This is a genomic window from Janthinobacterium sp. SUN118 (assembly GCF_030397695.1).
Lineage (GTDB): Bacteria > Pseudomonadota > Gammaproteobacteria > Burkholderiales > Burkholderiaceae_D > Janthinobacterium.
In genome coordinates this window covers 2,421,183-2,444,253 of record NZ_JAPUBV010000001.1, presented here as the reverse complement: position 1 = coordinate 2,444,253, position 23,071 = coordinate 2,421,183, and the positions used below count along the sequence as shown (strand labels likewise).

The 23,071-nt window shown below is 64.2% G+C and carries 25 protein-coding genes; 10 read left to right on the top strand and 15 right to left on the bottom strand.

All coding sequences use genetic code 11. From position 1 onward, the window contains the following. The first annotated feature begins 4 nt into the window (after positions 1-4). Positions 5-1,123, top strand: a complete 1,119-nt coding sequence (locus tag O0880_RS10955; protein WP_289886459.1) for a Gfo/Idh/MocA family oxidoreductase — start codon at positions 5-7, stop codon at positions 1,121-1,123. A gap of 133 nt (positions 1,124-1,256) precedes the next feature. Here the strand turns inward: O0880_RS10955 and O0880_RS10950 are convergent, their stop codons facing one another. Continuing rightward, positions 1,257-3,266 carry a glycoside hydrolase family 3 N-terminal domain-containing protein gene (locus tag O0880_RS10950; protein ID WP_289886458.1) on the bottom strand — a complete coding sequence of 670 codons (2,010 nt, stop codon included), beginning with the start codon at positions 3,264-3,266 and terminating at the stop codon, positions 1,257-1,259. Positions 3,267-3,472: 206 nt separating this feature from the next. Between O0880_RS10950 and O0880_RS10945 the strand changes: the two genes are divergently transcribed. Both O0880_RS10945 and O0880_RS10940 read left to right on the top strand, forming a co-directional pair. Beyond that, on the top strand, positions 3,473-4,510 hold the full coding sequence (locus tag O0880_RS10945; protein WP_289886457.1) for an AraC family transcriptional regulator: 1,038 nt from the start codon (positions 3,473-3,475) through the stop codon (positions 4,508-4,510). A gap of 393 nt (positions 4,511-4,903) precedes the next feature. Continuing rightward, positions 4,904-5,401, top strand: coding sequence for a hypothetical protein (locus tag O0880_RS10940; RefSeq protein WP_289886456.1), 498 nt, complete (start codon positions 4,904-4,906; stop codon positions 5,399-5,401). Here the strand turns inward: O0880_RS10940 and O0880_RS10935 are convergent. After that, positions 5,398-5,820 carry a helix-turn-helix domain-containing protein gene (locus O0880_RS10935; RefSeq protein ID WP_289887344.1) on the bottom strand — a complete coding sequence of 141 codons (423 nt, stop codon included), beginning with the start codon at positions 5,818-5,820 and terminating at the stop codon, positions 5,398-5,400. The genes O0880_RS10940 and O0880_RS10935 overlap by 4 nt on opposite strands. 162 nt (positions 5,821-5,982) lie before the next feature. Between O0880_RS10935 and O0880_RS10930 the strand changes: the two genes are divergently transcribed. The 4 genes from O0880_RS10930 to O0880_RS10915 all read left to right on the top strand — a co-directional run bounded on the left by O0880_RS10930 (position 5,983) and on the right by O0880_RS10915 (position 8,358). Then, positions 5,983-6,555, top strand: a complete 573-nt coding sequence (locus O0880_RS10930) for an NAD(P)H-dependent oxidoreductase (RefSeq protein ID WP_289886454.1) — start codon at positions 5,983-5,985, stop codon at positions 6,553-6,555. Between the two features lie 134 nt (positions 6,556-6,689). Further along, positions 6,690-6,977 carry a putative quinol monooxygenase gene (locus tag O0880_RS10925; protein ID WP_289886453.1) on the top strand — a complete coding sequence of 96 codons (288 nt, stop codon included), beginning with the start codon at positions 6,690-6,692 and terminating at the stop codon, positions 6,975-6,977. An 80-nt stretch (positions 6,978-7,057) separates the two neighbouring features. Then, positions 7,058-7,624: a hypothetical protein gene (locus tag O0880_RS10920; protein ID WP_289886452.1), complete on the top strand. Its 567-nt coding sequence runs from the start codon at positions 7,058-7,060 to the stop codon at positions 7,622-7,624. Then, positions 7,621-8,358, top strand: coding sequence for a hypothetical protein (locus tag O0880_RS10915; protein ID WP_289886451.1), 738 nt, complete (start codon positions 7,621-7,623; stop codon positions 8,356-8,358). The genes O0880_RS10920 and O0880_RS10915 overlap by 4 nt, the downstream gene beginning before the upstream one ends. 258 nt (positions 8,359-8,616) lie before the next feature. Here O0880_RS10915 and O0880_RS28120 read toward each other — a convergent pair whose 3' ends face one another. The 8 genes from O0880_RS28120 to alkB form a co-directional block, all read right to left on the bottom strand. Beyond that, the gene (locus O0880_RS28120) at positions 8,617-8,715 is read right to left on the bottom strand and encodes a type II toxin-antitoxin system HigB family toxin (RefSeq protein WP_354669883.1); all 99 of its coding nucleotides are present in this window, start codon (positions 8,713-8,715) and stop codon (positions 8,617-8,619) included. A gap of 245 nt (positions 8,716-8,960) precedes the next feature. Next, positions 8,961-11,414 (bottom strand): transglycosylase domain-containing protein, encoded by a 2,454-nt coding sequence (locus tag O0880_RS10910; RefSeq protein WP_289886450.1) that lies wholly within the window; start codon positions 11,412-11,414, stop codon positions 8,961-8,963. 73 nt (positions 11,415-11,487) lie between these two features. Beyond that, positions 11,488-11,883 (bottom strand): hypothetical protein, encoded by a 396-nt coding sequence (locus O0880_RS10905; protein ID WP_289886449.1) that lies wholly within the window; start codon positions 11,881-11,883, stop codon positions 11,488-11,490. Next, positions 11,880-12,698 (bottom strand): class D beta-lactamase, encoded by an 819-nt coding sequence (blaOXA, locus tag O0880_RS10900; protein ID WP_289886448.1) that lies wholly within the window; start codon positions 12,696-12,698, stop codon positions 11,880-11,882. The genes O0880_RS10905 and blaOXA overlap by 4 nt, the downstream gene beginning before the upstream one ends. A 103-nt stretch (positions 12,699-12,801) precedes the next feature. Next, the gene (locus tag O0880_RS10895; protein WP_289886447.1) at positions 12,802-13,557 is read right to left on the bottom strand and encodes a hypothetical protein; all 756 of its coding nucleotides are present in this window, start codon (positions 13,555-13,557) and stop codon (positions 12,802-12,804) included. A gap of 170 nt (positions 13,558-13,727) precedes the next feature. Beyond that, the gene (locus O0880_RS10890; protein ID WP_289886446.1) at positions 13,728-13,880 is read right to left on the bottom strand and encodes a hypothetical protein; all 153 of its coding nucleotides are present in this window, start codon (positions 13,878-13,880) and stop codon (positions 13,728-13,730) included. Positions 13,881-13,956: 76 nt separating this feature from the next. Beyond that, a complete protein-coding gene (folE2, locus tag O0880_RS10885) occupies positions 13,957-14,868 on the bottom strand; it encodes a GTP cyclohydrolase FolE2 (protein WP_289886445.1) in 912 nt (303 codons plus the stop codon). 167 nt (positions 14,869-15,035) lie between these two features. Next, the gene (alkB, locus tag O0880_RS10880) at positions 15,036-15,698 is read right to left on the bottom strand and encodes a DNA oxidative demethylase AlkB (RefSeq protein ID WP_289886443.1); all 663 of its coding nucleotides are present in this window, start codon (positions 15,696-15,698) and stop codon (positions 15,036-15,038) included. Between the two features lie 112 nt (positions 15,699-15,810). Here alkB and O0880_RS10875 point away from each other — a divergent pair, with 112 nt between their 5' ends. Further along, positions 15,811-16,281: a heme-degrading domain-containing protein gene (locus O0880_RS10875; RefSeq protein ID WP_289886442.1), complete on the top strand. Its 471-nt coding sequence runs from the start codon at positions 15,811-15,813 to the stop codon at positions 16,279-16,281. 9 nt (positions 16,282-16,290) lie between these two features. Here the strand turns inward: O0880_RS10875 and O0880_RS10870 are convergent, their stop codons facing one another. The 3 genes from O0880_RS10870 to O0880_RS10860 are packed head-to-tail and all read right to left on the bottom strand — an operon-like array spanning position 16,291 to position 18,488. Then, positions 16,291-16,983 carry an amino acid racemase gene (locus O0880_RS10870; protein WP_289886440.1) on the bottom strand — a complete coding sequence of 231 codons (693 nt, stop codon included), beginning with the start codon at positions 16,981-16,983 and terminating at the stop codon, positions 16,291-16,293. A gap of 34 nt (positions 16,984-17,017) precedes the next feature. Continuing rightward, positions 17,018-17,785, bottom strand: coding sequence for an SDR family oxidoreductase (locus O0880_RS10865; protein ID WP_071323365.1), 768 nt, complete (start codon positions 17,783-17,785; stop codon positions 17,018-17,020). Beyond that, a complete protein-coding gene (locus tag O0880_RS10860) occupies positions 17,772-18,488 on the bottom strand; it encodes a GntR family transcriptional regulator (protein WP_289886438.1) in 717 nt (238 codons plus the stop codon). The genes O0880_RS10865 and O0880_RS10860 overlap by 14 nt, the downstream gene beginning before the upstream one ends. A gap of 135 nt (positions 18,489-18,623) precedes the next feature. On the opposite strand from O0880_RS10860, the gene O0880_RS10855 reads away from it, so the two are divergent. Beyond that, positions 18,624-19,076 carry a thioesterase family protein gene (locus O0880_RS10855; RefSeq protein ID WP_198043910.1) on the top strand — a complete coding sequence of 151 codons (453 nt, stop codon included), beginning with the start codon at positions 18,624-18,626 and terminating at the stop codon, positions 19,074-19,076. 16 nt (positions 19,077-19,092) lie between these two features. On the opposite strand, the gene O0880_RS10850 is transcribed toward O0880_RS10855, so the two are convergent. After that, positions 19,093-19,776 carry a YoaK family protein gene (locus O0880_RS10850; RefSeq protein ID WP_289886437.1) on the bottom strand — a complete coding sequence of 228 codons (684 nt, stop codon included), beginning with the start codon at positions 19,774-19,776 and terminating at the stop codon, positions 19,093-19,095. 190 nt (positions 19,777-19,966) lie between these two features. On the opposite strand from O0880_RS10850, the gene O0880_RS10845 reads away from it, so the two are divergent. After that, positions 19,967-21,331 carry an amino acid permease gene (locus O0880_RS10845; RefSeq protein ID WP_071323361.1) on the top strand — a complete coding sequence of 455 codons (1,365 nt, stop codon included), beginning with the start codon at positions 19,967-19,969 and terminating at the stop codon, positions 21,329-21,331. A gap of 87 nt (positions 21,332-21,418) precedes the next feature. Here O0880_RS10845 and O0880_RS10840 read toward each other — a convergent pair whose 3' ends face one another. After that, positions 21,419-23,053 (bottom strand): hypothetical protein, encoded by a 1,635-nt coding sequence (locus O0880_RS10840; RefSeq protein WP_289886436.1) that lies wholly within the window; start codon positions 23,051-23,053, stop codon positions 21,419-21,421. Between the last annotated feature and the right edge of the window lie 18 nt (positions 23,054-23,071).

Genomic DNA, 23,071 nt, shown 5'->3' with positions numbered 1-23,071 from the left:
CCACATGCACAACATCAACATCGGCCTCATCGGCGCCGGCTACATGGGCAAGGCCCACACCATCGCCTACAAGGCCGTGCGCAGCATCTTCCCCACGGCACGCCATCCCGTGTGCGAATGCATCGCCACCAGCAGCGAAGAAAGCGCGGCCCGCAGCGCGCGGGAACTGGGCTGGAACCGCGCCACGGGCGACTGGCGCGCACTCGTCAACGATCCCGCCATCGACGCCATCGTCGTCGCCACGCCGCCGGCCACGCACAAGGACATCGTGCTGGCCGCGCTGGCCCTGGGCAAACCCGTGTTCTGCGAAAAGCCGCTGGGCTTTTCCGCCGCCGAGTCCCTGCAGCTGGCGCAGGCGGCCGAACAGGCGGGCGTGGCCAACATGGTCGGCTACAACTACATCCGCACGCCGGCCAGCCAGCTGGCGCGGCAGATCATCGAGTCGGGAGAAATCGGCGAGATCATCCACATCGCCGCGGAACACGTGGAAGACTATCTGCACGACCCGCGCGCGCCCGCCTCATGGCGCACGCGTGCGGCGACGGCGACGCGGGCCGGCGCGCTGGCCGACGTCGGCTCGCACCTGATCAACCTGGCCCTGCGCCTCGGTGGTCCCGTCGACGCGCTGGTGGCGGACATGAATACCGTGCACGCGCAGCGCCAGGGCCCGCAGGGCATGGAAGCGGTGGAAAACGACGACCAGGGGAACCTGATGCTGCGCTTCGCCAGCGGCGCCCTCGGCGCGCTGACCTTCAGCCGCGTGGCGGCCGGACGCAAGATGGGCTACACCTACCGCATCACGGGGACGAAAGGCGCGATTGCCTTTGACCAGGAAGACCAGAATGCACTGTGGCTGTACGACGCCAGCCGCCCGGCGCAGCGCCAGGGCTTCCAGCGCCTGCTGATGGGCCCCGCCCATCCCGACTACCTGGCATTTTCCCAGGGCGCGGGGCACGGCACCGGCTACAACGAGCAGATCGTCATCGAGGCGCGCGATTTTTTGCAGGCGATTGCCGGCGGCGAAGCGGTCTGGCCCACCTTCCGCGATGGCTACGAGGTGGACCGGGTGATCGAGGGGGCGCTGCGCTCCGTGCAGGAGCGCAGCTGGATCACCCTGTGCTGAACGCCTATCAAAACCTGCTGCGCGTCGTGATTTACGGCCTCCGAGGCTCACTGCACTATCGTGCAGTTGCGCGTCCCGAAGCAACGGGGGTGCCGAGCCTCCTTTCCGCTCGCTACGGTTTTGTTAGGCGTTATCAGTACGCCAGGCCGTAGCCGAACTTGTACAGCGGATGGGCCGTGTCATACGGCACGTCCGACTTCTGCACCTGCACTTCGGCCATCGACGACGGCAGCTCGAACGGCAGCTTGCCTTGCGGCTTGGCCTTGCCCGTCAGGACATCGAACAGCGCGCCGTCGCTGACGCCGAAGTTGGCGACGATGGCGCTGGCCTTGTCCTGCACGTTGCCGAGGATGGCCGGGCGGTCCAGGTAGACGGTGACCACCGTCTTCGGCGCGAATTTCGCCGCATTCTTGATCGCCTCGTAGTCGGCGTCGCCATCGACATAGTTCAGGCGCCCTTCGTGCTGCATGCTGCCGAAGATGTAGTTCGGGTGCAGGATTTCATATGGCGCGGCCACGCGCAGCAGGGCCACGTCCGCTTCCTGCGGCGTGGCGACCACCGTGTAGCCGTACTTTTGCGCCACGGCCGCGTCGATGCCATATAAATACACCTTCTTGACGGTGGCGGCCAGCGGCAAGACCTTGTCCTTGTTTTCCAGCAAGACCAGCGAACGGCGCTGGGCGTCAACGCCCGCCTCGACGAAGTCCGCCTTGCCCACGGTGGCCGCCGCCTTGGCCGCATCGACGAACGGATGCTCGAACAGGCCCTGCTTGAATTTCTGCACCAGGATGCGGCGCGCCGAGGCGTTGATGCGCGCTTCCGTCAATTGGCCGCGCTGCACGGCCTGCGTCAGGTACGGCGCTTCCGTCACGCCCCCAAACTGGTCCATTCCGGCCGTCACGGCCTTCACGTAGCGTTCGGCCTTGGTGGCGTCTTCCATGCCCCATGGCGTGCCGAAGCCGATGAACGACGGCGCCACACCCGGCGCCGTGCCGTTGCGGCAGTTGGCGTCGCAGTCGGAAGTGATGCCCCAGTCGGACAGGATCACGCCCTCGAAGCCATATTTTCCGCGCAGCAAGTCCGTCAGCATGGTCTTGCTGAAACCGGCCGCCACCTGTTCCAGCGTGATGCCGTCGATCGTGATATTGCCGTCCGGCAGCGCATACGTGGGCATGACGGATGCCGCCTTGGCCGTGAACGCCCCTTCGAACGGCTTCACGTGATACGCAAAATTATTACCTGGATAGGTCATGTAGCGGCCATAGTAATTGTGGCCGTCGAAGCCCTCTTTCGTCGCGCCATAACCGACCCAGTGCTTGACGACGGCTACCACGCTGCCGTCATGCAAGCCCGTGTTGCCATCCTGGAAGCCCTCGATATAGTGCTGCACCATGCGCTTGGCCAGGTCGGCATCCTCGCCGAAGGTGCCGTTGATGCGCGACCAGCGCGGCTCGGTGGCCAGATCGGCCTGCGGCGACAGCGCCTGCGTGATGCCGACGGCCAGGTATTCCTGGCGCGCGATGTCGCCGAAGCGGCGCACCAGCGCATCGTCGCCGATGGCCGCCAGGCCCAGGGTTTCCGGCCACTGTGAAAAACCCTTGGTGCCGGCGCTGGCGCCCACCGTGTACTGGAAATGGTGGCGCGGGTCGGTGCTGATGGAGACGGGAATACCCAGGCGCGACGTTTCGCTCAGGGCTTGCAGCTTGTTGTATTGCGCCGCCATGTTGGCAGAATCGCCCGCCATGCGCGTAATAAACGTGTTGACGTACTGCTTGACGATCAGGTCTTGCAAGGCCGCCAGGTCATACGCGCCACCGAGGCCGATGCCGGACGGATCGGACGCCGTGGGCGCCGTGCCATGCATCATCAGGCCCGCCTTTTCATCGAGCGTCATGCGCGACAGCAGGTCGTCGGCGCGCGCCTCGGCCGACAGGCGCCAGTCCTCGTACGGCTCGATCTTGCCGCTGCGGTTCATGTCCTTGAAGGTATAGCCGTCAACCTTGACCAGATTGAAGGTGGTGGTGCCGAACTCGGGCTGCGTGTATTCCTCGCTGACGGTGTCGTTGCCGCAGGCGGCCAGGGCAAGCGTGGCGATGCAGCCGGCGACCACGCGGGCCATCGGTTTCAATGTGCAATTCATCATTATCTCCAAGACTGTTTTTGTAGGTATCCGGGCCGCTTCAGGGCAGCCCGGATCCAATATAGCGTGAGAATCCGTGAGTTTCTTGACCGCGCAGCACGCGTTTTATACCGGCGAAAACAATTTTTGGTTAGACGGCGCGACAACCAACAATTTCCTACAAAGTGCTAATATTTGTGAAAAATTACTACAACAAGCAGGAGACACCCTTGCACAAAGCCGATACGCGCACGGTCTCGAACCGCATTGCGCAGCAATACGCGCGGGCCATGCAGGCCGATGGCCACGATCCCGCCGATTTTTTCCGCCAGACGGGCATCACGCCGGCGCAGCTGAGCGAGCCTGGCGGCCGTATCAACGCCGACCGGCACCGGCGCATGACGGCCTACGCCCAGCAGTTGCCGGCGCACCGCGGCATCCTCGATCTCGACGTCACGCACTGGTTCGCGCATTTTTCCGGCGTCGCCCACGTCTGCTTCAACCGCCCCACCCTGCGCAGCGCCCTGCACGAGATGCTGCATTTGCGGGGCCTGATCGGCGAATTCGATTTCATGCTGATGAGCGAAAGCGGCACGCGCATCGAGATCGAATACCTGTCCGAGTTTTGCCCGGTCGGCGGCGCCATGCAGGCGCTGGCCAATTTCCGCATGCTGTCGCTGGTCACGCGCGCCTACGACACGGGCGCGCCGACAGCCTTCCAGGCGAGCTTCCAGGGCAAGGCGCCGTGGTTCGCGCCGGCCGTCTCCGAATGCTTCGGCGCCGCGGCCACCTACGGCCAGGGGCGCAATACATTGACCTTTGACGCACCTGGCCTGGACCGGCCCTTCGCCCAGTTCAACGCCATGCTGGCGCCGCACGCGCTGCGCCACGCCCAGGCGCAGCTGCAGAAACTGCACGGCGCGCAGCTGTTTTCGGCGCGCGTGGAGCAAGCCATCATCGATTTACTGGGCCGGCAAGGCGCGGGCGACGCCGACGGCGCCTCGCTGCTGCCGGCCCTGTGCGACGGCCTGGCGATGAACCGCTGGACCTTGCAGCGCCAGCTGCAGCAGGAGCAAACATCGTTCCGCGCGCTGGAATTGCGCGCCAAGAGCCGCGAATCGCGCCGGCTGCTGCGCGAAACGAGCATGAGCGTGGCGGAAATCGGCGACCGCCTGGGCTTTTCCTCGCAAAGCGCGTTCACGCGCTTTTTCAAGACGCAGTTCGAGCTGCCGCCCGCGCGCTACCGCAACGACGTGCAAAGCAGTTAAAAGAACGGGGAAGAACTGGCGCGGATACGCCATCACGCCATTTGGACTGCGGCCACCGCGCCGCCGGCGCCCGGCGCCACAGCGGCCGCGCCCTTGGACAGCTGACACGTCAGGCGCACGCCGCGCAAGGTGGCGTCGCTGGTGCGTTTTGGGCGGCCAGCCTGGCGACCGGCCCGCCATGCTGGCGGCGATCAGTCAAGCGATAACCTGATCCGCGTCAACGGCGGCAGGGAGCAGCGTTGATGCGGCCCAATACCGCGCCATATTGCCGCCAGCGGGCCGTCCTTGGCAGGAACCACGGGCTGCCACACGGATCCAATGGTTTGGTGGCGTCAGGCAGGCACGCACAGCCCTGCCTCCGCTTGCCAAGGCCATCCACGCAGAGAGGACAATATGGATCCGGACATCATCGCCTTGCAACAGCAACACAGCGCGCTGCACACAGCCGTACATACACTGCAAAACAAGTGGTACATCACCGTGACGGTCGCCGCCATACTGGGCGCGCTCGGCATTGTGTTGGCAACCTTCCTGTTCAATGCCATGACAGAGCTGGAAAAGACGAAACGGGAACTGGTCGCGGGCACGCGGGATCTGGAGCTGGCCAAGACACAGGCCGGCAAGGACATCAGCGAACAGCGCGAACAAGCCATTAAGCAAGTTTCCGCGGCCGTCTACGCTGCCCTAGCAGCGAGCAAGGCGCCCATGATAGGCGCCTGGCTGGCGGAGGAACGCAAGCAGCGCGAAGAAAAAGATGTGCTGCAAAGCAAATGGATACGCTACATCTATGCCCAGGCCAATGCCAACGGCCAGACCAACCCCTATGCCAATGGCTGGTGGCAGGATAGCTTGAAAAAAAGCCAGCAAGCCGTCGATATCGAACTGCCTTAACGCCTCAATGCCTGCGGTGAAGACAGTTTCCCCGCATCATAGACCGGCGGCAACTGGGCATCAAACGCCAGCCGCGCCGCATCGATGGCGTCGCGGTGGCCGTAGGCCCAGGCGCCCAGCGCGCTGATGGGGATCAGGAGCGAGCGCCCGAGGTCCGTCAGCGCGTAATCGACGCGCGGCGGCACGGTGGCAAACACGGTGCGCGTCACCAGGCCGTCGCGCTCGAGCCCGCGCAGGGTCAAGGTCAGCATGCGCTGCGAAATGCCGCCGATCACGCGGCGCATCTCGTTGAAGCGCTTGGTGCCATTACCGAGCAACATCACCACCATCACGCTCCATTTGTCGCCCACGCGCGTGAGGATATCCGTGATGGGGCGGCACGAATCCGCCACGCCAGCATGGCCGCCCTCGTCGCGCATGCGCCGCTCCAGCTCGGCCCTTTGCGCGGCCGCGTCCCCAATAGTCACATCCGTGTGCCCCAGTGTGGAAAAAGTGCCTTCTTGTGCGTTCATTTTATAGTCACTATATTAGCCTCGGTAACAAATCCATACCACCCGATCATACCACCCAAGAAGGCTCACATGAACATCCTGCATATCGATTCGAGCGTCCTCGGCGACTATTCCGTCAGCCGCCAGTTGTCCGCCGCCATCGTGGCCCGCCTGCAGGCGGCCGCGCCGGGCGCCGCCGTCCATTACCGCGACCTGGCCGCGCAGCCGCTGCCGCAGTTCACGGCCGCCCCCAGCGACGCCGATGGCGTCGTCCTTGCCGCTGCGCTCGAACAAGTGCTGGCCGCCGACGTCATCGTCATCGGCGCCCCCATGTACAACTTCGCCATCCCCAGCCAGCTCAAATCGTGGCTGGATGCGCTGGCCGTACCGGGCAAGACATTCCAGTACGGTGCCAACGGCCCGGAAGGCTTGCTGGGCGCCAAGCGCGTAATCATCGCCTCGTCGCGCGGCGGCTACTACGGCGCCGACACGCCGATGGCCAGCCTGGAACACCAGGAAAGCCATCTGCGCAGCTTCCTCGGCTTCCTCGGCATCACCGAGCCCGAGATCGTGCGCGCCGAAGGCGTCAAGGTCAGCGATGAAGCCAGGGCGCAAGCCTTGGGCGCCGCGTTCGAACAGATCGGAACCCTGCAGGCGGCATAATCACGGCGGATTTTCTGGCTGCGGCGGAAACTGTTTCGGCGCGGCCAGAGTGTACTGGTGGGCAAGAAAGGGCAAGATGCGCTAAGCTGCATGCGCCCAACGCATAGCGCTCCACCCCATACACAAGGATTACCATGACACTGATCGTCGTCGCCACCATCGATGCCCAACCGCAACATCTCGACGCCGTGCGCACCGCGCTGGAAACCGTCGTGCCGCCCAGCCGCGCTGAAAGCGGCTGCCTGCGCTATGAATTACACCTCGACAACAGCATTCCCACGCGCTTCATCATGCTGGAAGAATGGAGCGACAAGGCCCACCTGACGGCCCACTACGCGACACCCCACTTCCATGCCCTGGTGGCCGCCACCGACGGCAAGGTCGTCAAGATCGACGTGGCGGAATTGAGCAAGCTGAAGTAACGGCCACGGGCGCGTTCAATCGCGCGTTCCTCAAAGAAAGTTGCCACTTATAATATGGCAACTTTTTTTTGATGGCCATCATGACACCATTTTCCAAGAGACTCGGCGCCGCAGCGGCAGCCGCCTTTACGCTCTGCACCGGCGCCTCGGCGCAAGCGCCCATGTCCACGCTGGTGGGCGACTACAATCTCGCCTCGTCGGCGACCGTGCCGGCCAGCAGCTGGGGCTATTCCAAGGGACGCATTTCGGTCAAGCAGCTCGACAGCCAGCACCTGCTGATCGTCCTGTCATGCGAATGGAAACGCGAACCGAAGGCCGTCTGCGGCGATTACTTCTATGCCCAGCAGCGCGATGACGGCCTGTACCTGCAGGACATGAATACCTTCGCCATGCGCCTGTATTTCGATCCGGCGTCGCGCAAGCTCACCATCATTTCGCGCGGCGCCGACGCCAAGGCCAGCGTGCGCCACGACGTCTTCGCCGCGACGAGCGCGCCGCTCGTTGATCCCGCCCTGGTACGGCGCATGAAGCGCGAACTGTCGAATGCCGACAGCAAGGAAAACCGACGCGTGTTCGGGCCCTACACCAAATGGGACTACCAGGAAAACCGCATCGAATTCCAGCGTCAATCCCTGACGACGCCATGATGCAGCGACTGATCCAGCCCATGCGGCGCCAGCTGCTGCGTCTGGCCGGCACCCTGCTGTGCTCGCCCATGCTGGTGCGCGCTGCCGAACGTGGCCTGCCCGGCGCCGTGCGCCGGCGCGTCCTGGCCACGCTCGACGCGCCGCTGCCCAAGGTGCTCAATGTGCACCACCTGGCGCTGATACAGCGTTTCAACATCGGCTGGTCGCCCGTGGAAAGCGGTGCGCCCATGCTCAATCCCGCGCACCCGCTCGGCGCTGGCGATACCCTGGCCCTGGCCATGCAGGCGATCGGCGGCAAGGATGCCGCCCTGGCCGCCCAGCGCCTGATGGAGGCGGCGCAACTGCTGCCCCACTTCGTGCAAATGGCTAACCTGAAGCCGGGCAGCTATGCGAACGGCAAGACGCCATTCACGTTTACCACCCGGCATCTGCAATTGCTGCGCCAGCAATCGTGGCTGCCGCTGGAAATGCTGGGCATGGGCGCTGCCGAGGACTACCTGGCCGAAGGCTATTGGCCCACGCCAGCCGTGGACGGCAAGCGGCCGTATGGCAACTTTACGAATTACCCAGTAGAAATGGCGCAAGCGCTGGGCCTGCCCCTGCACCACCAGGCGGACGGCAGCCTGGCCATCACGCCCACGCTGAGAGAGGAATTGAAGACGCTGCACCAGCAGACGCAGGCGGCGCTGCAAGTGTTCGTGCGGCAGGCGGGGTTGATGCGCAATACGGTGTAAAACGCCAGGCCGGGCAGCTATGCCTGAGCCACCGCCTGCCGTATCAGCACTTCCGCCGGAATCTCCGGCGCCTCATGCAGTACCGCGTTCATAGGCATCGACGAGCTGGCCAGTCCGTCCAGGCGGTCGCCTGCAGGCGTGCCGAATTCGGCGCACGTCAAGGACTCGGCTCCCGCAAGGCGGCGCGGTAGTCGTCATCAGTCTGAGAGGTTTGACGCGCATCATATTGCCCTGGATTGTCCGTGCATCTATGGCGTCCTATTGCCGCTGCGTTCCGATAAATTGGATCTGCAAAATGCCATACGCATAACTGATCGATGCGACGAGCCGAGACTTGTTGCCGCCGATATTGGACACCCCGTCCCTCTCTCAGGATGCTCGCCGTGGCAAAGTCCGATTTCACCGCCGCCGGATCGGGCCATGACGCCCTGAGCACATGGCCATACCGCGGCAACAACGGTGCCGTCGAATCTGCATGGATGGCCTGTTCATCGAAGGCAATCAAGGTCGGCTTGGCCAGAACGCGCATGATTGACGTTAGCCCCATTGGGGGACTAACGTCAATCATGCAGCCGATCAGAAGACCGCGCCGGACCCGCCATTCAGCCTTGCGGCACTGGCGCTGGCGCAGGCTGCGGTTCAGGTGCCACCTCCGGCACCGCCTTGCCATGCGCTTCCTGCCCGCCGTCGCCTTCGGCCGGCATGGCCAGCGGCGCGGCTGGCGCGCCTTCCGGCACCAGGTCGCCCGGCTCTTCCACCGGCTCATCCTGCGGTTCCTCGACCGGCTCCACATGGCGCAGCGGCGGTGGTGGCTTGCCGCCGGGGAAGATGGCGTCGCGCGACAGTTTTCCCGTGTCGAGCGCCGTCTTGAAGAAGTCGCCCACCACCAGCACGGCGTTGTGGCCGCCCTGGCCCCAGTAATTGCTGCGCATGGTGACCCGGGCGTCGTTGAAGCCCACCCAGGCGCCGCCCACCAGTTCCGGGTGCATCAGGATAAACCAGCCATCCGCATTGTTTTGCGTGGTGCCGCTCTTGCCGGCCACGTCGGAGCGGATGCCGAAGCGGCTGCGGATGGCCGTGCCCGTGCCGCGGTCGATGACGCCGCGCATCATGTCCGTCAGGGTGGCCGCCGATTCTTCCTTCATGGCGCGCTTGGGCTTGTCTTCGCCGAAGCGGGCGATGGTCTTGCCGTCGCGGTCGGTGATGTGCGTGACGACGAACGGCAAACGGGCCTCGCCCTGCGCCGCGATGCTGGCGTAGGCATTGACCATTTCCAGCAAGGTGACGGGACTGGTGCCCAGCGCCAGGGATGGTACTTTTTCCAGCTTGCTGTCGCGGATGCCGAGCGCGCGCGCCAGCTTGATAATCGGCGACAAGCCCACGTCCTGCATCACTTGCGCCGTGATCGTGTTCTTCGAATACACGAGGCCGTCGCGCATGTTCATGTCGCGCCCCGTGGTGCCGCTCATGTCGGTCGGCCGCCACTTCGTGCCGTCGGCCGCCTTGATATCCATCACGGCATCGCGGTAGACGTGCTCGGGGCTCAGGCCTTTTTCCAGCGCCGCGCCATACACGATGGGTTTGAAAGTGGAACCGGGCTGGCGCGCCGCCTGCGACACGTGGTCGAATTGTTCGCGCGCAAAGTCGCGGCTGCCCACCCAGGCCCGCACGGCGCCCGTGGCCGGGTCCATGGCCGTAAAGCCCGCCTCCAGGCGCGTCTTCGACTTGCGCAGGACCGCCATGAAGGCGCGGTCGCCCTTGAGTTTTTCCAGCGCCTCGTCGGGCGCGCTGCCGGCCGCCGTCAGCTTGCGGTAGTCGCCGGACTCGCGCACGAAGGCGTCCAGCAAGCCCGGATGCGATTTCCAGAAATAGTCGAACGGCACGCTACCGGCCTGCATGCCCGCATACATGCCCGTCGAAGTGGACGACGGCACGCCGGCGCGGCTCCATTCCACGTCGGCAATCGCCTGCAAGGCATTCGCCTGGCGCTCGACGGCGCGCTCGGCCGCCTGCTGCAAGTCGTAATCGAGCGTCGTGTGCACCACCAGGCCATCGAGCTCCAGGTTGTAGTCGTTTTCATCGGCCCAGTCGATCAGCCATTTGCGCACATAGGCCGTGAAGTGGCTGTCCGACTGCGCCCGTTCGCTCTGGCGCTCGAAATGCAAACGCAGCGGACGCTTCACCAGTTGCCGGTAGCGCGCCTCGTCGATGACCTCATGCTTGCGCATCTGGCCCAGTACCACATTGCGCCGTTGCAAGGAACGTTCGGGATTACCGACCGGATTGTAGTAATTCGTGCCCTTGAGCATGCCGACCAGGGTGGCGCTTTCCAGGATATCGAGGCGCGCGGCGGGCTTGTCGAAATACGTGCGGGCCGCCATCTCGATGCCATAGGTGTTGTAGAGGAAAGGCACCGTGTTCAGGTAGGCTTCGAGGATTTCCGTCTTGCTGTAGGTGGCTTCGATCTTCAGGGCCGTGATCAACTCCTTCAGCTTGCGGTTCAGGCTGCGCGAACGGCCAATTTCTTCGGGAAACATATTGCGCGCCAGCTGCTGCGTGATGGTGGAGCCGCCCTGGGGGTTGCCTCCCGCCGTATGCACGATGGCGCCGGCCGTGCGCGTGAAATCGACGCCGTGGTGCTCGTAGAAACGGTGGTCTTCCGTCGAGATCAAGGCGCTGATCACGTTCGGCGAAATCTGCTGCAGCGTCACGCGTTCCTGCAAGCCCTGGTCGAAACGGGCCAGTTCCTTGCCGTCCGCACTGACCATGGTGCTCGGCGCGGCCGCGCGCGCCTGGCGCAAGTCGTGGATGCTGGGCGTCAGGGGAATCAGCAGCAGCATGTACAGGACCAGCAGCGCCAGCAGGGCCAGAAACGACCACAGGCCCAGCACCAGAGCGCGCCGCACGGGCGGCAAGGTCATCAAGTGCGCGTGGCCGCGCCGGTACAGCGCCACTGCCCTCACCCACGCCACGCCCGCCACGCGCAAGGCCTGCGCGCGCGCCCATGTCCATGCCTGCCGTGCTTTTTCCTGAAACTGCTCCATGCCTGATGCCATGCCTGTACCTTGTCTGATGCCGGATGATCCGTTTCAGCAAGTATATAGGGCGGGCAACAAAGCGGGCTGGAATTTACGGCAGGCAAGCATCGAGCCGGGACACGGTGACGCCGACATAGGCGCCCACGCAGCGCATGTCGCGCGTGTGAAACGCGTCCTCCACCTGCAGCAAGCCGCAGTCGCAGATGACGGGATCGACCTGGGTCACGACGCCCAGCGCCAGGTAGCGCCAGCCATCGAGCCGGCGCAAGCCCTTTTCCCGACCGGGGTTGGCCGTGAACATCGCGTCCCAGTCGGCGCCCTCGCTCGCCTGCGGCCACAGTTCGAGCCGGATTTGCGTGCCGGCGGCCAGTTGCGCGCCGCCAAACTCGTCCATCACATGCAGGCGCTGGCCATCGGCCTCGATGATGGCTTCCAGGTAATCGCCTTCGGTGCAGAGAAAGGTGGCCGTGACGACAGACGGCGTCACTTCTGCGCCTGCTCCAGCAGGGCCGGCAATTCCTTCAGCATGGCCTCGCGCGTGCGCAGGCCCGCCGACTGCTGGCCCTTGCGTTCATCCTGCACGAGGCGCGCGAAGACGATCGTGCGCTCGCCCTTGCTGGCCCAGCCCACGAACCAGCCATAACCGTGCTCTTCGTCGAAGCTGCCGTCAGCCTTGCGCGGATAGGCTGCGCCCGTCTTGCCATGCACTTGCCAGCCGCCCACGTCCGCCAGGCGCGTCAGGCGCCGCGTCTGCTCCATCGCCTGCTTGCTGACGGGCAATTGATCGTTGACCAGCTTGCGCAGGAAGCCCAGCTGTTCCAGCGGCGAAATCTTCAGCGAGGAACTGATCCACGAACGCTCGAGGCTGTTTTCCTTGCCCGGATCGCCAGAGACATCCGCATTGCCATAGCGCAATGCCTTCGCATACTTCTGGAAGCGTTCGGCGCCCAGCGCCTGCGTGATCTGCTGCGAATACCAGACCACCGAGTACTGCATCCAGCGCGACGGATCCGTCTCCTGGCGCCAGGCGTCGCCGCCCCAGTCCACATAGCCCTGGCGGTACGGCAGGCTGGGCTTGTGCTCGTCCTTGAGGAAGCCGGCGTCATAGCCCATCAGGCTGAGGGCGATCTTGAACGTGGACGCGGGCGTGACCCGGTCAAAACAATTACCTTCTTGCAACAAAACGGTGCCCGCTTTGGCGTCGGCCATGGCGGTGCAAATGGTGGCGGCCTGGACGGACGAGAAATTTACCGTAAAGGAAAAAAACGCAAAAACAGCCGATCTGAAATATTTTAATTTCATAAAATTAGCATTTAAAAAATGTGAATAAATACTTATTCTTGTCACACATATCAATCCAAAATTTACGTCCACAATAAAAACAAGAAAAATATCAAGAACGCGATTAACGACGAGACACCCCAGGAGAAATATCCCCCAAAAATTCCTTGTCCTTTATCAAAATCACACGTCCCTTCCCGTTCTCAATAATAGCGACATACTCGTCTGAAGCATCCACTATATAGCCATTCCCAATCACTTTCCCACCCTCCGTAATTTCATGACAGTACAAGCCCTTCTTGGCTGCATTTTGACAGCCATTTGCCAGTGACTTTATATCATCTCGTGCCGCATGCTCCCCAGCACTATTACCAACCGCCCCAGGAATTAGCAATACAACAAAAATAGCAAATGCAGCGTAATAGACAATGGAAACTCCAGCACCAACAAAAAATAAAATCTTTGCAATAAACTTCACCAACCACTTAGATCGCATTTTCTCAATAATTTTTCTTGCCCTCTCGCTTCCCGGAACCGACGATGGAAGACGGGAAAGAGAAAGCAAATAAAAAAATAATATCGTTGAAGCGATAACAAAGATAGCCAGTGGATCGTTCGAAAGAACATTGAGGATCATCATGAAAAATTCCCTGAATGCCATATAGGAATATAACAGATTATCCTCAGTTCCCTTCTTGAAAAAATAATGTGACAATCCCAGCTTTGCCATATATGTCTGGTAATACGCCACACCAACCAGATATATAGCCGAGTATAATGCAGTTGTAGTAAATGCCAGAGCCACAGCACCATTCAGAAAATCCCCTTTCGAAAAATTTGATTTTCTCTTCTTCTTTTTATTTAATCTGAAACTAGTCATTACCATGGAATTTTATTTTACAAAAAATTCAATATTCAACCGAAAAAAATTGGCACACAAGTCACACTAATACACCCGCGTGTAACAGCATTATGAAGTAAAATACAATATCAAGGCAACTACAATCTAAAGAAGTAACTTGAAGTAATCGCAGAGTTATGCTCGCCGCCCTAGAACGAATCCCGCTCGCGCCTCAGCCGTTCCTCCTCCAGCTCATCCATGCCCAGTTTTTCCTCGTCGATCAGCGCATGCTCGCGCCGTTCGCGCTCCAGCTCCTCTTCCACGGTGCCATCAATGGCGTCCCGCTCGATTTTCTCCGGCATGCTGCGCTCCTTCGCGGTGGGTGACTGAAAAGTGTAGGCGCTTCGGGTGAATGCCGCCGCACGCCAGCGCACCGCCTCAGGCGGCGTTGCCGGCCTGCGCCACGGCGTCGTGCGGATGCAGGCTTTCCACATGCCGTACAGTCACCTTCGCCTGCGCGTAACGCAGCGCCAGCGCGGCCTGCACGCGGCGGGCTGCGTCTTCCACGTACATCAGATTAGCACCATTCAAGCGCGCGAACGCCTGTTCGTCGGCCCGCTTGACGGCCGTCTGCAGCGGCGTCGCCAGCGCGCCCTCCACCAGGTCGATCAGGGGGAACAGTTCCAGCTCCGCGTCTGGCGCCAGCTGCACCGTCACCGTCGCGGTGCTGCGCTGGCTGTGCGGCGTGGCCAGGCTCGCGTGTTCCTGCAGCCAGGCGCGGGCGGCCGCGCCGTCGATCTGCCCTTCCCCGAAGCGCGCCGCGAAACCGTCGGCGATCAATTGCCGCGCCAGCGCCGCCGAACACGGACAGGTCGAGGAATAGGCGACGTCCACCGTCAGGGCCAGCGCAAAACCTTCCGATGAGGATGTCGCCTGCAGGCGCACCGGGTACGACCGCCAGCCCGACAGTCCCGCCGTCAGCAGCGCCGCCTGGCGCCGCAGCACGGGAAAGGCCAGCGCCACGCGCGCGCTGGTGCTGGCGCAGTCGGCGTGGCTGGCAACCATGTTACGCAGCAGGGCCGCCAGCGCCGTGGTCTCCAGCGGCTGTGCGGCGGCGAATGCATCGAGCAGCAGGTACAGGCGCGACATATGGATACCCTTGACGCGCGCATCGGGCAGATCCACGTGTACGTCGGCCCAGGCATGGACTTGCTGCGCCTGCCCGCCCTCTTCCAGCCACAAGGGCAAGGCGATGCCCTGCATGCCGACCCAGTCCAGCGGCAGCTGGCTGCCGGCGTTGCCGCCCAGGGCCACGTCGGGCAAGGGAGAATGATGGTGATCGCGCTTCATGGGACGGCATCCTTAATATGCAAGTCAATTGCATATCATGAAGAGTTTTCATCGCATTTGCAAGTCAATTGCGTATTGAGGCACGCCGCGCGCCCGCCGGGGACGCCGCCACGCGCGCCCCACCCCGAGGCCAGCGCCATGGACGATGCCATGCCGCCGCCCGCCAGCTAGCCGGCCTTGCGGAAGGTCAGGTTGATGCGCTGCGCGCCCAGCTGCGCATGCTCGCCCTCTTTCAGGGCGGCCACGCCGTGGAAGCGCAGGCGGTCGGCGCCGCCCCAGACCACCACGTCGCCATGCAGGAGAGGAATCCGGGCCGCCTTGTCGGCCCGCGCGGCGCCGCCGAACAGGAACACGGCGGGCAGGCCGAGCGACACGGAGACGATGGGCGCCGTGAAGTCGCACTCGTCGCGGTCCTGGTGCAGCGCCATGCGCGCACCGGGCGCATAGCGGTTGACCAGGCAGGCGTCGGGAATGAAATCCGCATAGCCGGCCGCCAGCGCCGCCTCCTGCGCCAGGCGCAGGAACACGGGCGGCATCGGCGGCCACGACTGGCCGCTGGCCGGATCCAGGCGCGCGTAGCGGTAGCCGCGCCCGTCCGTGACCCAGCCCAGCTGCCCGCAATTGCTCATCGCAACCGACATGCGCAAGCCGCCCGGCGTGGCCATGTGGCGCGGCGGCGCGGCACGCACGACGGCGTCGAGCGCCGGCAGCAACTGCGCGACATGGGGCAGCGCGAAGCCGCGCAAAAGCATGGAGGCGAGCGTGCCGGGCACCAGCGGCGCGGGGCCGGACGGTGCCAGGTCTTCGTCGGCGAACAGGGACAGATTCATGCCGCCTATTGTAAACGGGCTTGAACGGGGCGGCGCGAAGCGCAAAAAATGCGCGCGGCGCGGCCACGGTGCGCTACAGTAGCGTTTCCTGCCACTACGACACTCACCGACGATGGATCACTACGCGGATTTGCTGCAAACCCTGGCGCAACAGGAAGAGTCCCTGCAATTCGAACGTTTCGACAACGATGCCGCGCTGGCCGTCGGCCTGTGGCTCGTCGAGGAAGTGCGCAAGCGGGGCAAGGCCGTCACCGTGAATATCACGCGCAACGGCCAGGTCCTGTTCCATCACGCCATGGCGGGCGCCACCCCGGACCAGGCCGACTGGATACGCCGCAAGAACAACACCGTGCAGCGTTTCGGCCGCAGCTCGTACTACATGGGCATCTCGTATAAAAGCCGCGGCAGCACCTTCGAAGACGTGGCCTACCTCGACGACGTCGAATATGCGGGCCATGGCGGCGCCTTCCCCCTGCTCATCCGCGGCGTGGGCCCAGTCGGCACCGTGACCGTGTCGGGCCTGGCGCAGGCCGACGACCACGCGCTGGTGGTGGCCGCCCTGCAGGCGCAGCTGGCCAGATAGCCGGGGCGGTCAGCCGGCCAGCGCCTTGCGCAAGGCGGCGCGCGCCAGCAGGCGCGTGGAATCGAGCGTCGGCAACGGCGAGTTGGCGTCGCCGATGATCAGCGGGATTTCCGTGCAGCCGAGGATGACGGCGTCGCAGCCCTGTTCCCGCAAGCGGCCGATGATGGCCTGGAAGCGGGCCACGCTTTCCCGCTTGACCATGCCCGGCACCAGTTCTTCCATGATGATGCGGTTGATGTCGGCGCGCTCGTCCTCGCCGGGCCGCACGCAATCGATGCCGCGCGCGGCCAGCATGTCCGGATACACGGCGCTGTCGACCAGCCAGCGCGTGCCCGTCAGGCCGACGCGGCGAAAGCCGCGCACGGCCGCTTCGCCTGCCACCACCTCGGCGATGTGCAGCCAGGGCAGCGGCGAACGGGGCGCCACCAGGGAAAACGCCTGGTGGATGGTGTTGTCGGGGCAGATCAGGAAATCGGCGCCGGCGGCCGCCAGCCTGTGCGCCGAGGCCAGCATCAGCTCGGCCACGCCGGCCAGGTCGCCCGCGTTCAGGCAGGCGACGTAGCGCGCCAGCGACGGCGTATGCAGCGATACCTCCGGGTGCGCATATGGCCCCAGCGCATGCGCGCCCTCCTCGCAAATGGTGCGGTAGCACAGGGCCGCACCTTCGGCGGAACAGCCGACGATACCGATATGCAGGGTCATGGCGATGTCTCCATAAGTAGTGTATTGATCTGTATCAGATGCGCTGGCCGCCGTCGATGGGGATTTCGGCGCCCGTGATGTACGAGGCGCGCTCGCTGCACAAAAACTCCACCAGGTCGGCCACTTCGGCCGTCGTGCCCAGGCGGCGCAAGGGAATCTGCGTGTCGACGATGTGCGAGGTGCCGGGTGACAGGATGGCCGTGTCGATCTCGCCGGGCGCGATGGCGTTGACGCGCACGTTCAGCGGCGCCATGTCGTTGGCCATCTCGCGCGTCAGCGACGCCAGCGCCGCCTTCGAGCTGGCGTAGGCGGAGCCGGCAAACGGATGCACGCGGTAGCCGGCGATCGAGCACAGGTTCACGACGGCGCCGCGCGCGTTCGACAATTCCTGCGCGAAGCCGCGCGTCAGCGCCAGCGGCGCAAAGAAATTCGTGTTGTACATGGCTTGCCACGTCTGCATGTCCGTCGTCAGCGAATTGACGCGCGAGCCGCCCGGCCCCTTCGGCGACACGCCCGCATTGTTGACCAGCGCGTGCAGTTTCGAGTCGCCCAGCATGGGACGCAGCGTCTCGACCATCTGGCCGATCTGGCTCAGGTCCGACAGATCCATGCAGACATGCGTGTTGTGTTCCTGGCTGCGCGGGCAGCCGCCGGGAATCGGGCTGCGCGAGACGGTGATGACGCGCCAGCCCAGGCTGCGGAAGCGTTCGGCCACGGCGTGGCCGATGCCGCGGCTGGCGCCCGTGACGATGGCGGTTTTCTGTTCGGTTTTCTGCTCGATTGGATGTTCAGTCTTGTGCATGCTCTTCCTTGTCTGCTTGCGTTAGGACGGCGTGGCTGCGCTCCATGCGCATCACGTACGCCAGCATCTGCGCGCCGCCGTCGAGGATGTCCTGTTCGATGGCGCGCCGCGCCGCCGCGCCGTCGCGCTGGCGCAGCGCGCCGATGATGGCGCGGTGGTGACCGACCCGCATGTCGGGCGTAAATGCGGCATAGCCGGCGGCGATCAGGGGCGCCGTCTGCATCCACAGGTGATCGACGAAGCGCTTCAGGGTCGGCATGCCGGCCGCCTGCGCCAGTCCCAGGTGAAACGCCTGGTTGCATTGCAGGGCCGCCGCCAGGTCGTGCCGCGCGATGGCGTCTTCGTTTGCCTGCAGCAGCCGTTCCAGGTCGGCCAGGGTAGCCGCATCGATGCGCTGCGCCGCTTCAAACGCGCCCAGCCCTTCCAGTTCCAGCCGCAGCGCGCGGATCTCCAGGTAGCGCGCCACGCTCAGCACGGGCACGCGGAAGTCGCGCGGCGAGCGCAGCACCAGCGCCTCTTCCTGCACCAGTTGCAGCATGGCGTCGCGCACGGGCGTGACGCTGGTGCCCAGCTGCAGCGCCAGTTCGCGGATGCGCAGGCGGTCGTTCGGCTGGAAGCGGCCAGCCGCCAGCGCCTCGCGCAGCATCGCATACACGGACTTGCCCAGGTTGACGTGCGCCAGGTGGTCGAATTGGTGGTTCATGCGCGTTTGAGTAGCTTCAAAAATTATGATGCATCATACATCAATAGAAAAAATGCTGTTTTATGGCGTGTGCGGCGCCAGCACAAAATACGGCGGGAAAGTACAATCGCCGCCATTGCCTTGAAAGGAAGTCACTTGAACTGGGATTATCCGCACGCCCATACCCTGCCCGTCGCGCCCGAAGCGGCCGACATCGACGGCTTGCAGCACACGAACAACGCCGTGTATGTGCGCTGGTGCGAGCATATCGCCTGGCATCACTCGGCCGCGCTGGGACTGGACCTCGACGATTACCGGCGCCTGGACCGGGCCATGGCGATACGCCGCGGCGAATACGATTACCTGTTGCCGACGCGGGCCGGCGAGGCGCTGACCCTGGCCACCTGGCTGTGCGCCAGCGACGGCCGTTCCAGCATGGAGCGGCGCTTCCAGCTGGTGCGCGACAGCGACGGCGCCACGGTCGTGCGCGGACGCTGGGAATTGATCTGCATCGAATTGAGCAGCGGCCGCGCGCGCCGCCTGCCGCCCGAATTCCTGGCCGTGTACGAGCCGGCCATCGTCGCGGCGCGCCGGCCAGCGCAGGACTAGGCCGGCTAGTGCGGGACTAGGCCGGCAGCCGCGCCGGCTCCAGCGCGATCAGCACCAGCAGGATCGCCAACGGCACGGCCAGCGCGGCAAAGCCCACGGCCAGGTAGGCGAAGGCGGCCAGGATGGCGCCCACGGCAAAGCCCAGCAGCGGCCAGAAAAACTTGACGCAGCGCTCGCGCGTGGCACCGTCCGCCGCGCCGCGCAGCACGTCGACCGTGTCGATCACCACTTGCGTGACATTCCCCGTCATCATCGACGTGGGCGCCAGGTGCGCCAGCAGCAGCCTGCTGATGGCGCTGTGCGCGCCCATGCCGGCCGCGCCGAACAGGCCGGCCGTCATGGCCAGCGCGCCCGGTTCGGCCGTCAGCGGCTCGGCAAGCATGCCGCACACCATGAAGCCGAGCAGCAGCGCCAGTTCCAGCACCAGTGCCAGGCGCAGCGCCGGGCCGCCACGGCGTTCCGCCGCCACGCTCAACAGGCGCGCCGCCGCCACGCCCAGGATAAAGGCGGGAAACGCCAGCAGCTTGAGGGCGATCGACGCATGCGTGGCATTCGCCAGCGCAGCGCCGATCAGCACGAAGTTGCCCGTCACGTGGGCGGTAAAGAGTCCAAACAGGGCGACAAAGCCCAGGGTATCGACATAGCCGGCCAAAAAACCCAGGCTGATGCCTTGCATGCGGCTGCGCTGCGCCAGATTCATACACGCTCCTCAAAAATTTGCCATCATGATACCGCGCCGCCGTCGCCGGCGGCAGTGGTTTTGCGCGCCGTTCGGCGAAGATGCATGGCTTTTCTTGCGCCTCCGCAGTGCAACATGCATTTCGCTCCTGATTTGCGCGTGCATGCTTTAGAATCAGCGACCTCAGCCCGTAAAAACAGGATAAAACACTATGACGGCAGTCGGGACTACCGAACCACAAGAGCTCAAGCGCGGCCTGAAAAGCCGCCACATCCAGCTCATCGCCCTGGGCGGCGCCATTGGCACCGGCCTGTTTCTGGGCATCGCGCAAACCATCAAGATGGCTGGCCCCTCGGTCCTGCTGGGCTATGGCATCGCCGGCGTGATCGCCTTCCTGATCATGCGCCAGCTGGGCGAGATGGTGGTCGACGAACCAGTGGCCGGTTCCTTCAGCTATTTCGCCGACAAATACTGCGGCCACCTGCCCGGCTTCCTGTCGGGTTGGAACTACTGGGTGCTGTATGTCCTGGTCAGCATGGCCGAACTGACGGCCGTCGGCATCTACGTGCAGTACTGGTGGCCCGGCGTGCCCACCTGGGTGTCGGCACTGATCTTCTTTTGCGTGATTAATGCCATCAGCCTGCTGAATGTCAAGGCGTTCGGCGAAATGGAATTCTGGTTCGCCATCATCAAGGTGGTCGCCATCATCGGCATGATCGTCTTCGGCGCCTGGCTGCTCGCTTCCGGCGATGCGGGCCCGCAGGCGTCCGTCGCCAACCTGTGGCAGCACGGCGGCTTCTTCCCGAATGGCTGGCAAGGGCTGGTGATGGCCATGGCCGTCATCATGTTCTCGTTCGGCGGCCTGGAACTGGTGGGCATCACGGCGGCCGAGGCGGATGACCCGAGCACGACGATCCCGCGCGCCACCAACCAGGCCATCTACCGTATCCTGATCTTCTACATCGGCGCGCTGGGCATCCTGCTGTCGCTGTACCCGTGGCAGAACGTCGTCACCGGCGGCAGCCCCTTCGTGCTGATCTTCCATGCGCTCGACAGCAACCTGGTGGCCACGGCCCTGAACGTGGTGGTGCTGACGGCCGCCCTCTCCGTCTACAACAGCGGCGTGTACTGCAACACGCGCATGCTGTTCGGCCTGGCCAAGCAGGGCAATGCGCCGCGCGCGCTGCTGCACCTGAACCGCCGCGGCGTGCCGCTGGTCGCCCTGGGCGTGTCGGCGCTGGCGACAGGCGCCTGCGTGGTGGTCAATTACTTCATGCCGGGCGAAGCGTTCGAAGTGCTGATGGGCCTCGTGGTGTCGGCGCTGATCATCAACTGGGCCATGATCAGCTGGATCCACCTGCGCTTCCGCGCGCAAAAGAAAATCGAAGGCAAGACGACCTTGTTCCAGAGCCTGGGCTACCCGTTCACCAACTACCTGTGCCTGGTCTTCCTGGCCGGCATCCTGGTGATCATGTACCTGACGCCGGGCCTGCGCATCTCCGTCTACCTGATACCCGTGTGGCTGGCCGCGCTCGGCGTCGGCTACTGGATCAAGCAAAACAAGGCCAGGGCCTGATCGCGCCCTGCGCCGCATCAAGCACCAACAAAAAGCCCGTCTTCGCAGGAAGACGGGCTTTTTTTACAGCTGGCGCCGCGCGGACAACTAGCCGGCGGCGACCGCGTCCGCTACTTTCGGCTGCACGTCGGCCTGCCACAGGCTGATCATCTGGCCCGGATACGATTGCAGCAGCACGTCGTCGCTCAGTCCCAGCAGCAACTGTTGGCGCTGCTCCGCCTTTTTCTCCGGCGTCATGCCCAGTTCGCCCGTCTTGTACGGTCCCAGCACCGACAGCAGATCGCGCATCAGCGAGTGGTTGGTCGGCGTCGTGACGTCCGATTCCACCTTGCCCATCATGAATTTCGTGATGTGCGTGGACTGGCTGGCCGCCTGCTGCAGGCTGGCCTTCACCAGCTTGCCTTCCCTGTACGCCATTTGCGCATCGCTGCTGGCCGTATCCTCGATCTGGTGATACGTGTAGTTTTGCGACTCCACCTTTTCCGTCAGACGCAGGGGCACGCCCGGCACCAACGTCTCGTGGAAACTGGCGCTGAGCCTGGACTGCTGTTTCTGCCGCACCGAGCGGTCGTCCTGGCTGGCGCCGGTCTGGGTCGTGCTCTGCGACACTTCGTACTGGAAGCCATCGCGTTCCGACGAGCGCATGGGATTGCTGAATTTCGCCGTTTGCGAGATGGATGCGCTGAAGTCTGGCAGGCCCGTCAGCATGGCGCGGTCCTCGGCAGCCAGCCGCCACTTGTCCGCCGGCGGCGCGCCAGGGGCCGGGGGCGCGGCCGCATTGCTGCTCATGGCCGTGAACGCCTCCTTGAACATGCCCATCAGCGCGGCATCGCCATGGCCGCGCGAGGCGGCCTGGTCGAACTGCTTCATGTAGCTGCCCAGCGCCTTGGCCTGCCGTTCCGGGCTGCCCAGGGCGCTCAACTGGCTCGTATCGACCTTCACGTCGAGGCTGCCCGACACGCCGCTGAAGCTGACCTTGCGCTGCGCGCCGTCGGCCTGGAAGTCGAGGGTTTCCGAGCTTTCCTGCTCCCCGCGCACGCGCACTTCCGCATGCAGGCTCACCGATGCCAGCACCTCCTGGTCGAACTGTATCAAGCCGGCCAGCCTGGCCTTCGGCGGCTGTTGCGCCATGCCGTCGATGGCGTCCTGGAACGCTTCCGACAGGTCGCCCAGCGCGCTCGCTTCAGCATCGCTGAGTTCGCCGCTGGTCGTCATGCGCACGGCCAGGCCATCGCCCTGGCTGTCGAGCGACAGCTTGACCTCGACCCCGCTCTTGGTGGTCACGCTGAGGGTCACCTGGTCTTCGCCATTGCCATGCAGGCCGGCCGGCGCGACGCCGGCCAGTTCGGCATAGGTATCGCGCTGCACGCGCAGCGACGGCTGCTGCACGGCTTGCGACACGTTGCGCACGCCGTCCTTGAGCTGGTCGAGCAGGACCGCGCCCAGGCCGCTGAAACGTCCGCCGAACGAACGCGCCGAGAAATTTGTTGCGATCTGGTCGCTGACGCCGTCGCGCGCGCCGCTTTCCCACACGATGGGCGACCCCTTCATGGTGGAGCGGGCGGGATCGACGGCGGCGTCCTGTCCGCTCAGGGCGACGATGGTCGATGGCGTACTTGCCGGGGCGGAGGCGGCTGGCGTCTTATAGGACGCGCTGTCCGCTGCACGGGTCGCGGACGGAGTCCAGCCCGCCGCCGGGGAAAGGGAAGATACAGAAGTCATGGTCGCTATGCCTTGCTA

What these genes read in the sequence shown, in the direction of transcription:
- O0880_RS10870 (WP_289886440.1), bottom strand. Translation starts at nt 16,983, where the DNA reads ATGACCCTGCATATCGGTATCGTCGGCTGTTCCGCCGAAGGTGCGGCC.
- O0880_RS10910 (WP_289886450.1), bottom strand. Translation starts at nt 11,414, where the DNA reads ATGGCATCAGGCATGGAGCAGTTTCAGGAAAAAGCACGGCAGGCATGG.
- O0880_RS10920 (WP_289886452.1), top strand. Translation starts at nt 7,058, where the DNA reads ATGACACCATTTTCCAAGAGACTCGGCGCCGCAGCGGCAGCCGCCTTT.
- O0880_RS10840 (WP_289886436.1), bottom strand. Translation starts at nt 23,053, where the DNA reads ATGACTTCTGTATCTTCCCTTTCCCCGGCGGCGGGCTGGACTCCGTCC.
- O0880_RS10890 (WP_289886446.1), bottom strand. Translation starts at nt 13,880, where the DNA reads ATGCCGGAGAAAATCGAGCGGGACGCCATTGATGGCACCGTGGAAGAG.
- O0880_RS10915 (WP_289886451.1), top strand. Translation starts at nt 7,621, where the DNA reads ATGATGCAGCGACTGATCCAGCCCATGCGGCGCCAGCTGCTGCGTCTG.
- O0880_RS10940 (WP_289886456.1), top strand. Translation starts at nt 4,904, where the DNA reads ATGGATCCGGACATCATCGCCTTGCAACAGCAACACAGCGCGCTGCAC.
- blaOXA (WP_289886448.1), bottom strand. Translation starts at nt 12,698, where the DNA reads ATGAAATTAAAATATTTCAGATCGGCTGTTTTTGCGTTTTTTTCCTTT.
- O0880_RS10935 (WP_289887344.1), bottom strand. Translation starts at nt 5,820, where the DNA reads ATGCGCGACGAGGGCGGCCATGCTGGCGTGGCGGATTCGTGCCGCCCC.
- O0880_RS10860 (WP_289886438.1), bottom strand. Translation starts at nt 18,488, where the DNA reads ATGAACCACCAATTCGACCACCTGGCGCACGTCAACCTGGGCAAGTCC.
- O0880_RS10865 (WP_071323365.1), bottom strand. Translation starts at nt 17,785, where the DNA reads ATGCACAAGACTGAACATCCAATCGAGCAGAAAACCGAACAGAAAACC.
- O0880_RS10950 (WP_289886458.1), bottom strand. Translation starts at nt 3,266, where the DNA reads ATGATGAATTGCACATTGAAACCGATGGCCCGCGTGGTCGCCGGCTGC.
- O0880_RS10850 (WP_289886437.1), bottom strand. Translation starts at nt 19,776, where the DNA reads ATGAATCTGGCGCAGCGCAGCCGCATGCAAGGCATCAGCCTGGGTTTT.
- alkB (WP_289886443.1), bottom strand. Translation starts at nt 15,698, where the DNA reads ATGAATCTGTCCCTGTTCGCCGACGAAGACCTGGCACCGTCCGGCCCC.
- O0880_RS10925 (WP_289886453.1), top strand. Translation starts at nt 6,690, where the DNA reads ATGACACTGATCGTCGTCGCCACCATCGATGCCCAACCGCAACATCTC.
- folE2 (WP_289886445.1), bottom strand. Translation starts at nt 14,868, where the DNA reads ATGAAGCGCGATCACCATCATTCTCCCTTGCCCGACGTGGCCCTGGGC.
- O0880_RS10955 (WP_289886459.1), top strand. Translation starts at nt 5, where the DNA reads ATGCACAACATCAACATCGGCCTCATCGGCGCCGGCTACATGGGCAAG.
- O0880_RS10875 (WP_289886442.1), top strand. Translation starts at nt 15,811, where the DNA reads ATGGATCACTACGCGGATTTGCTGCAAACCCTGGCGCAACAGGAAGAG.
- O0880_RS10845 (WP_071323361.1), top strand. Translation starts at nt 19,967, where the DNA reads ATGACGGCAGTCGGGACTACCGAACCACAAGAGCTCAAGCGCGGCCTG.
- O0880_RS10895 (WP_289886447.1), bottom strand. Translation starts at nt 13,557, where the DNA reads ATGACTAGTTTCAGATTAAATAAAAAGAAGAAGAGAAAATCAAATTTT.
- O0880_RS10930 (WP_289886454.1), top strand. Translation starts at nt 5,983, where the DNA reads ATGAACATCCTGCATATCGATTCGAGCGTCCTCGGCGACTATTCCGTC.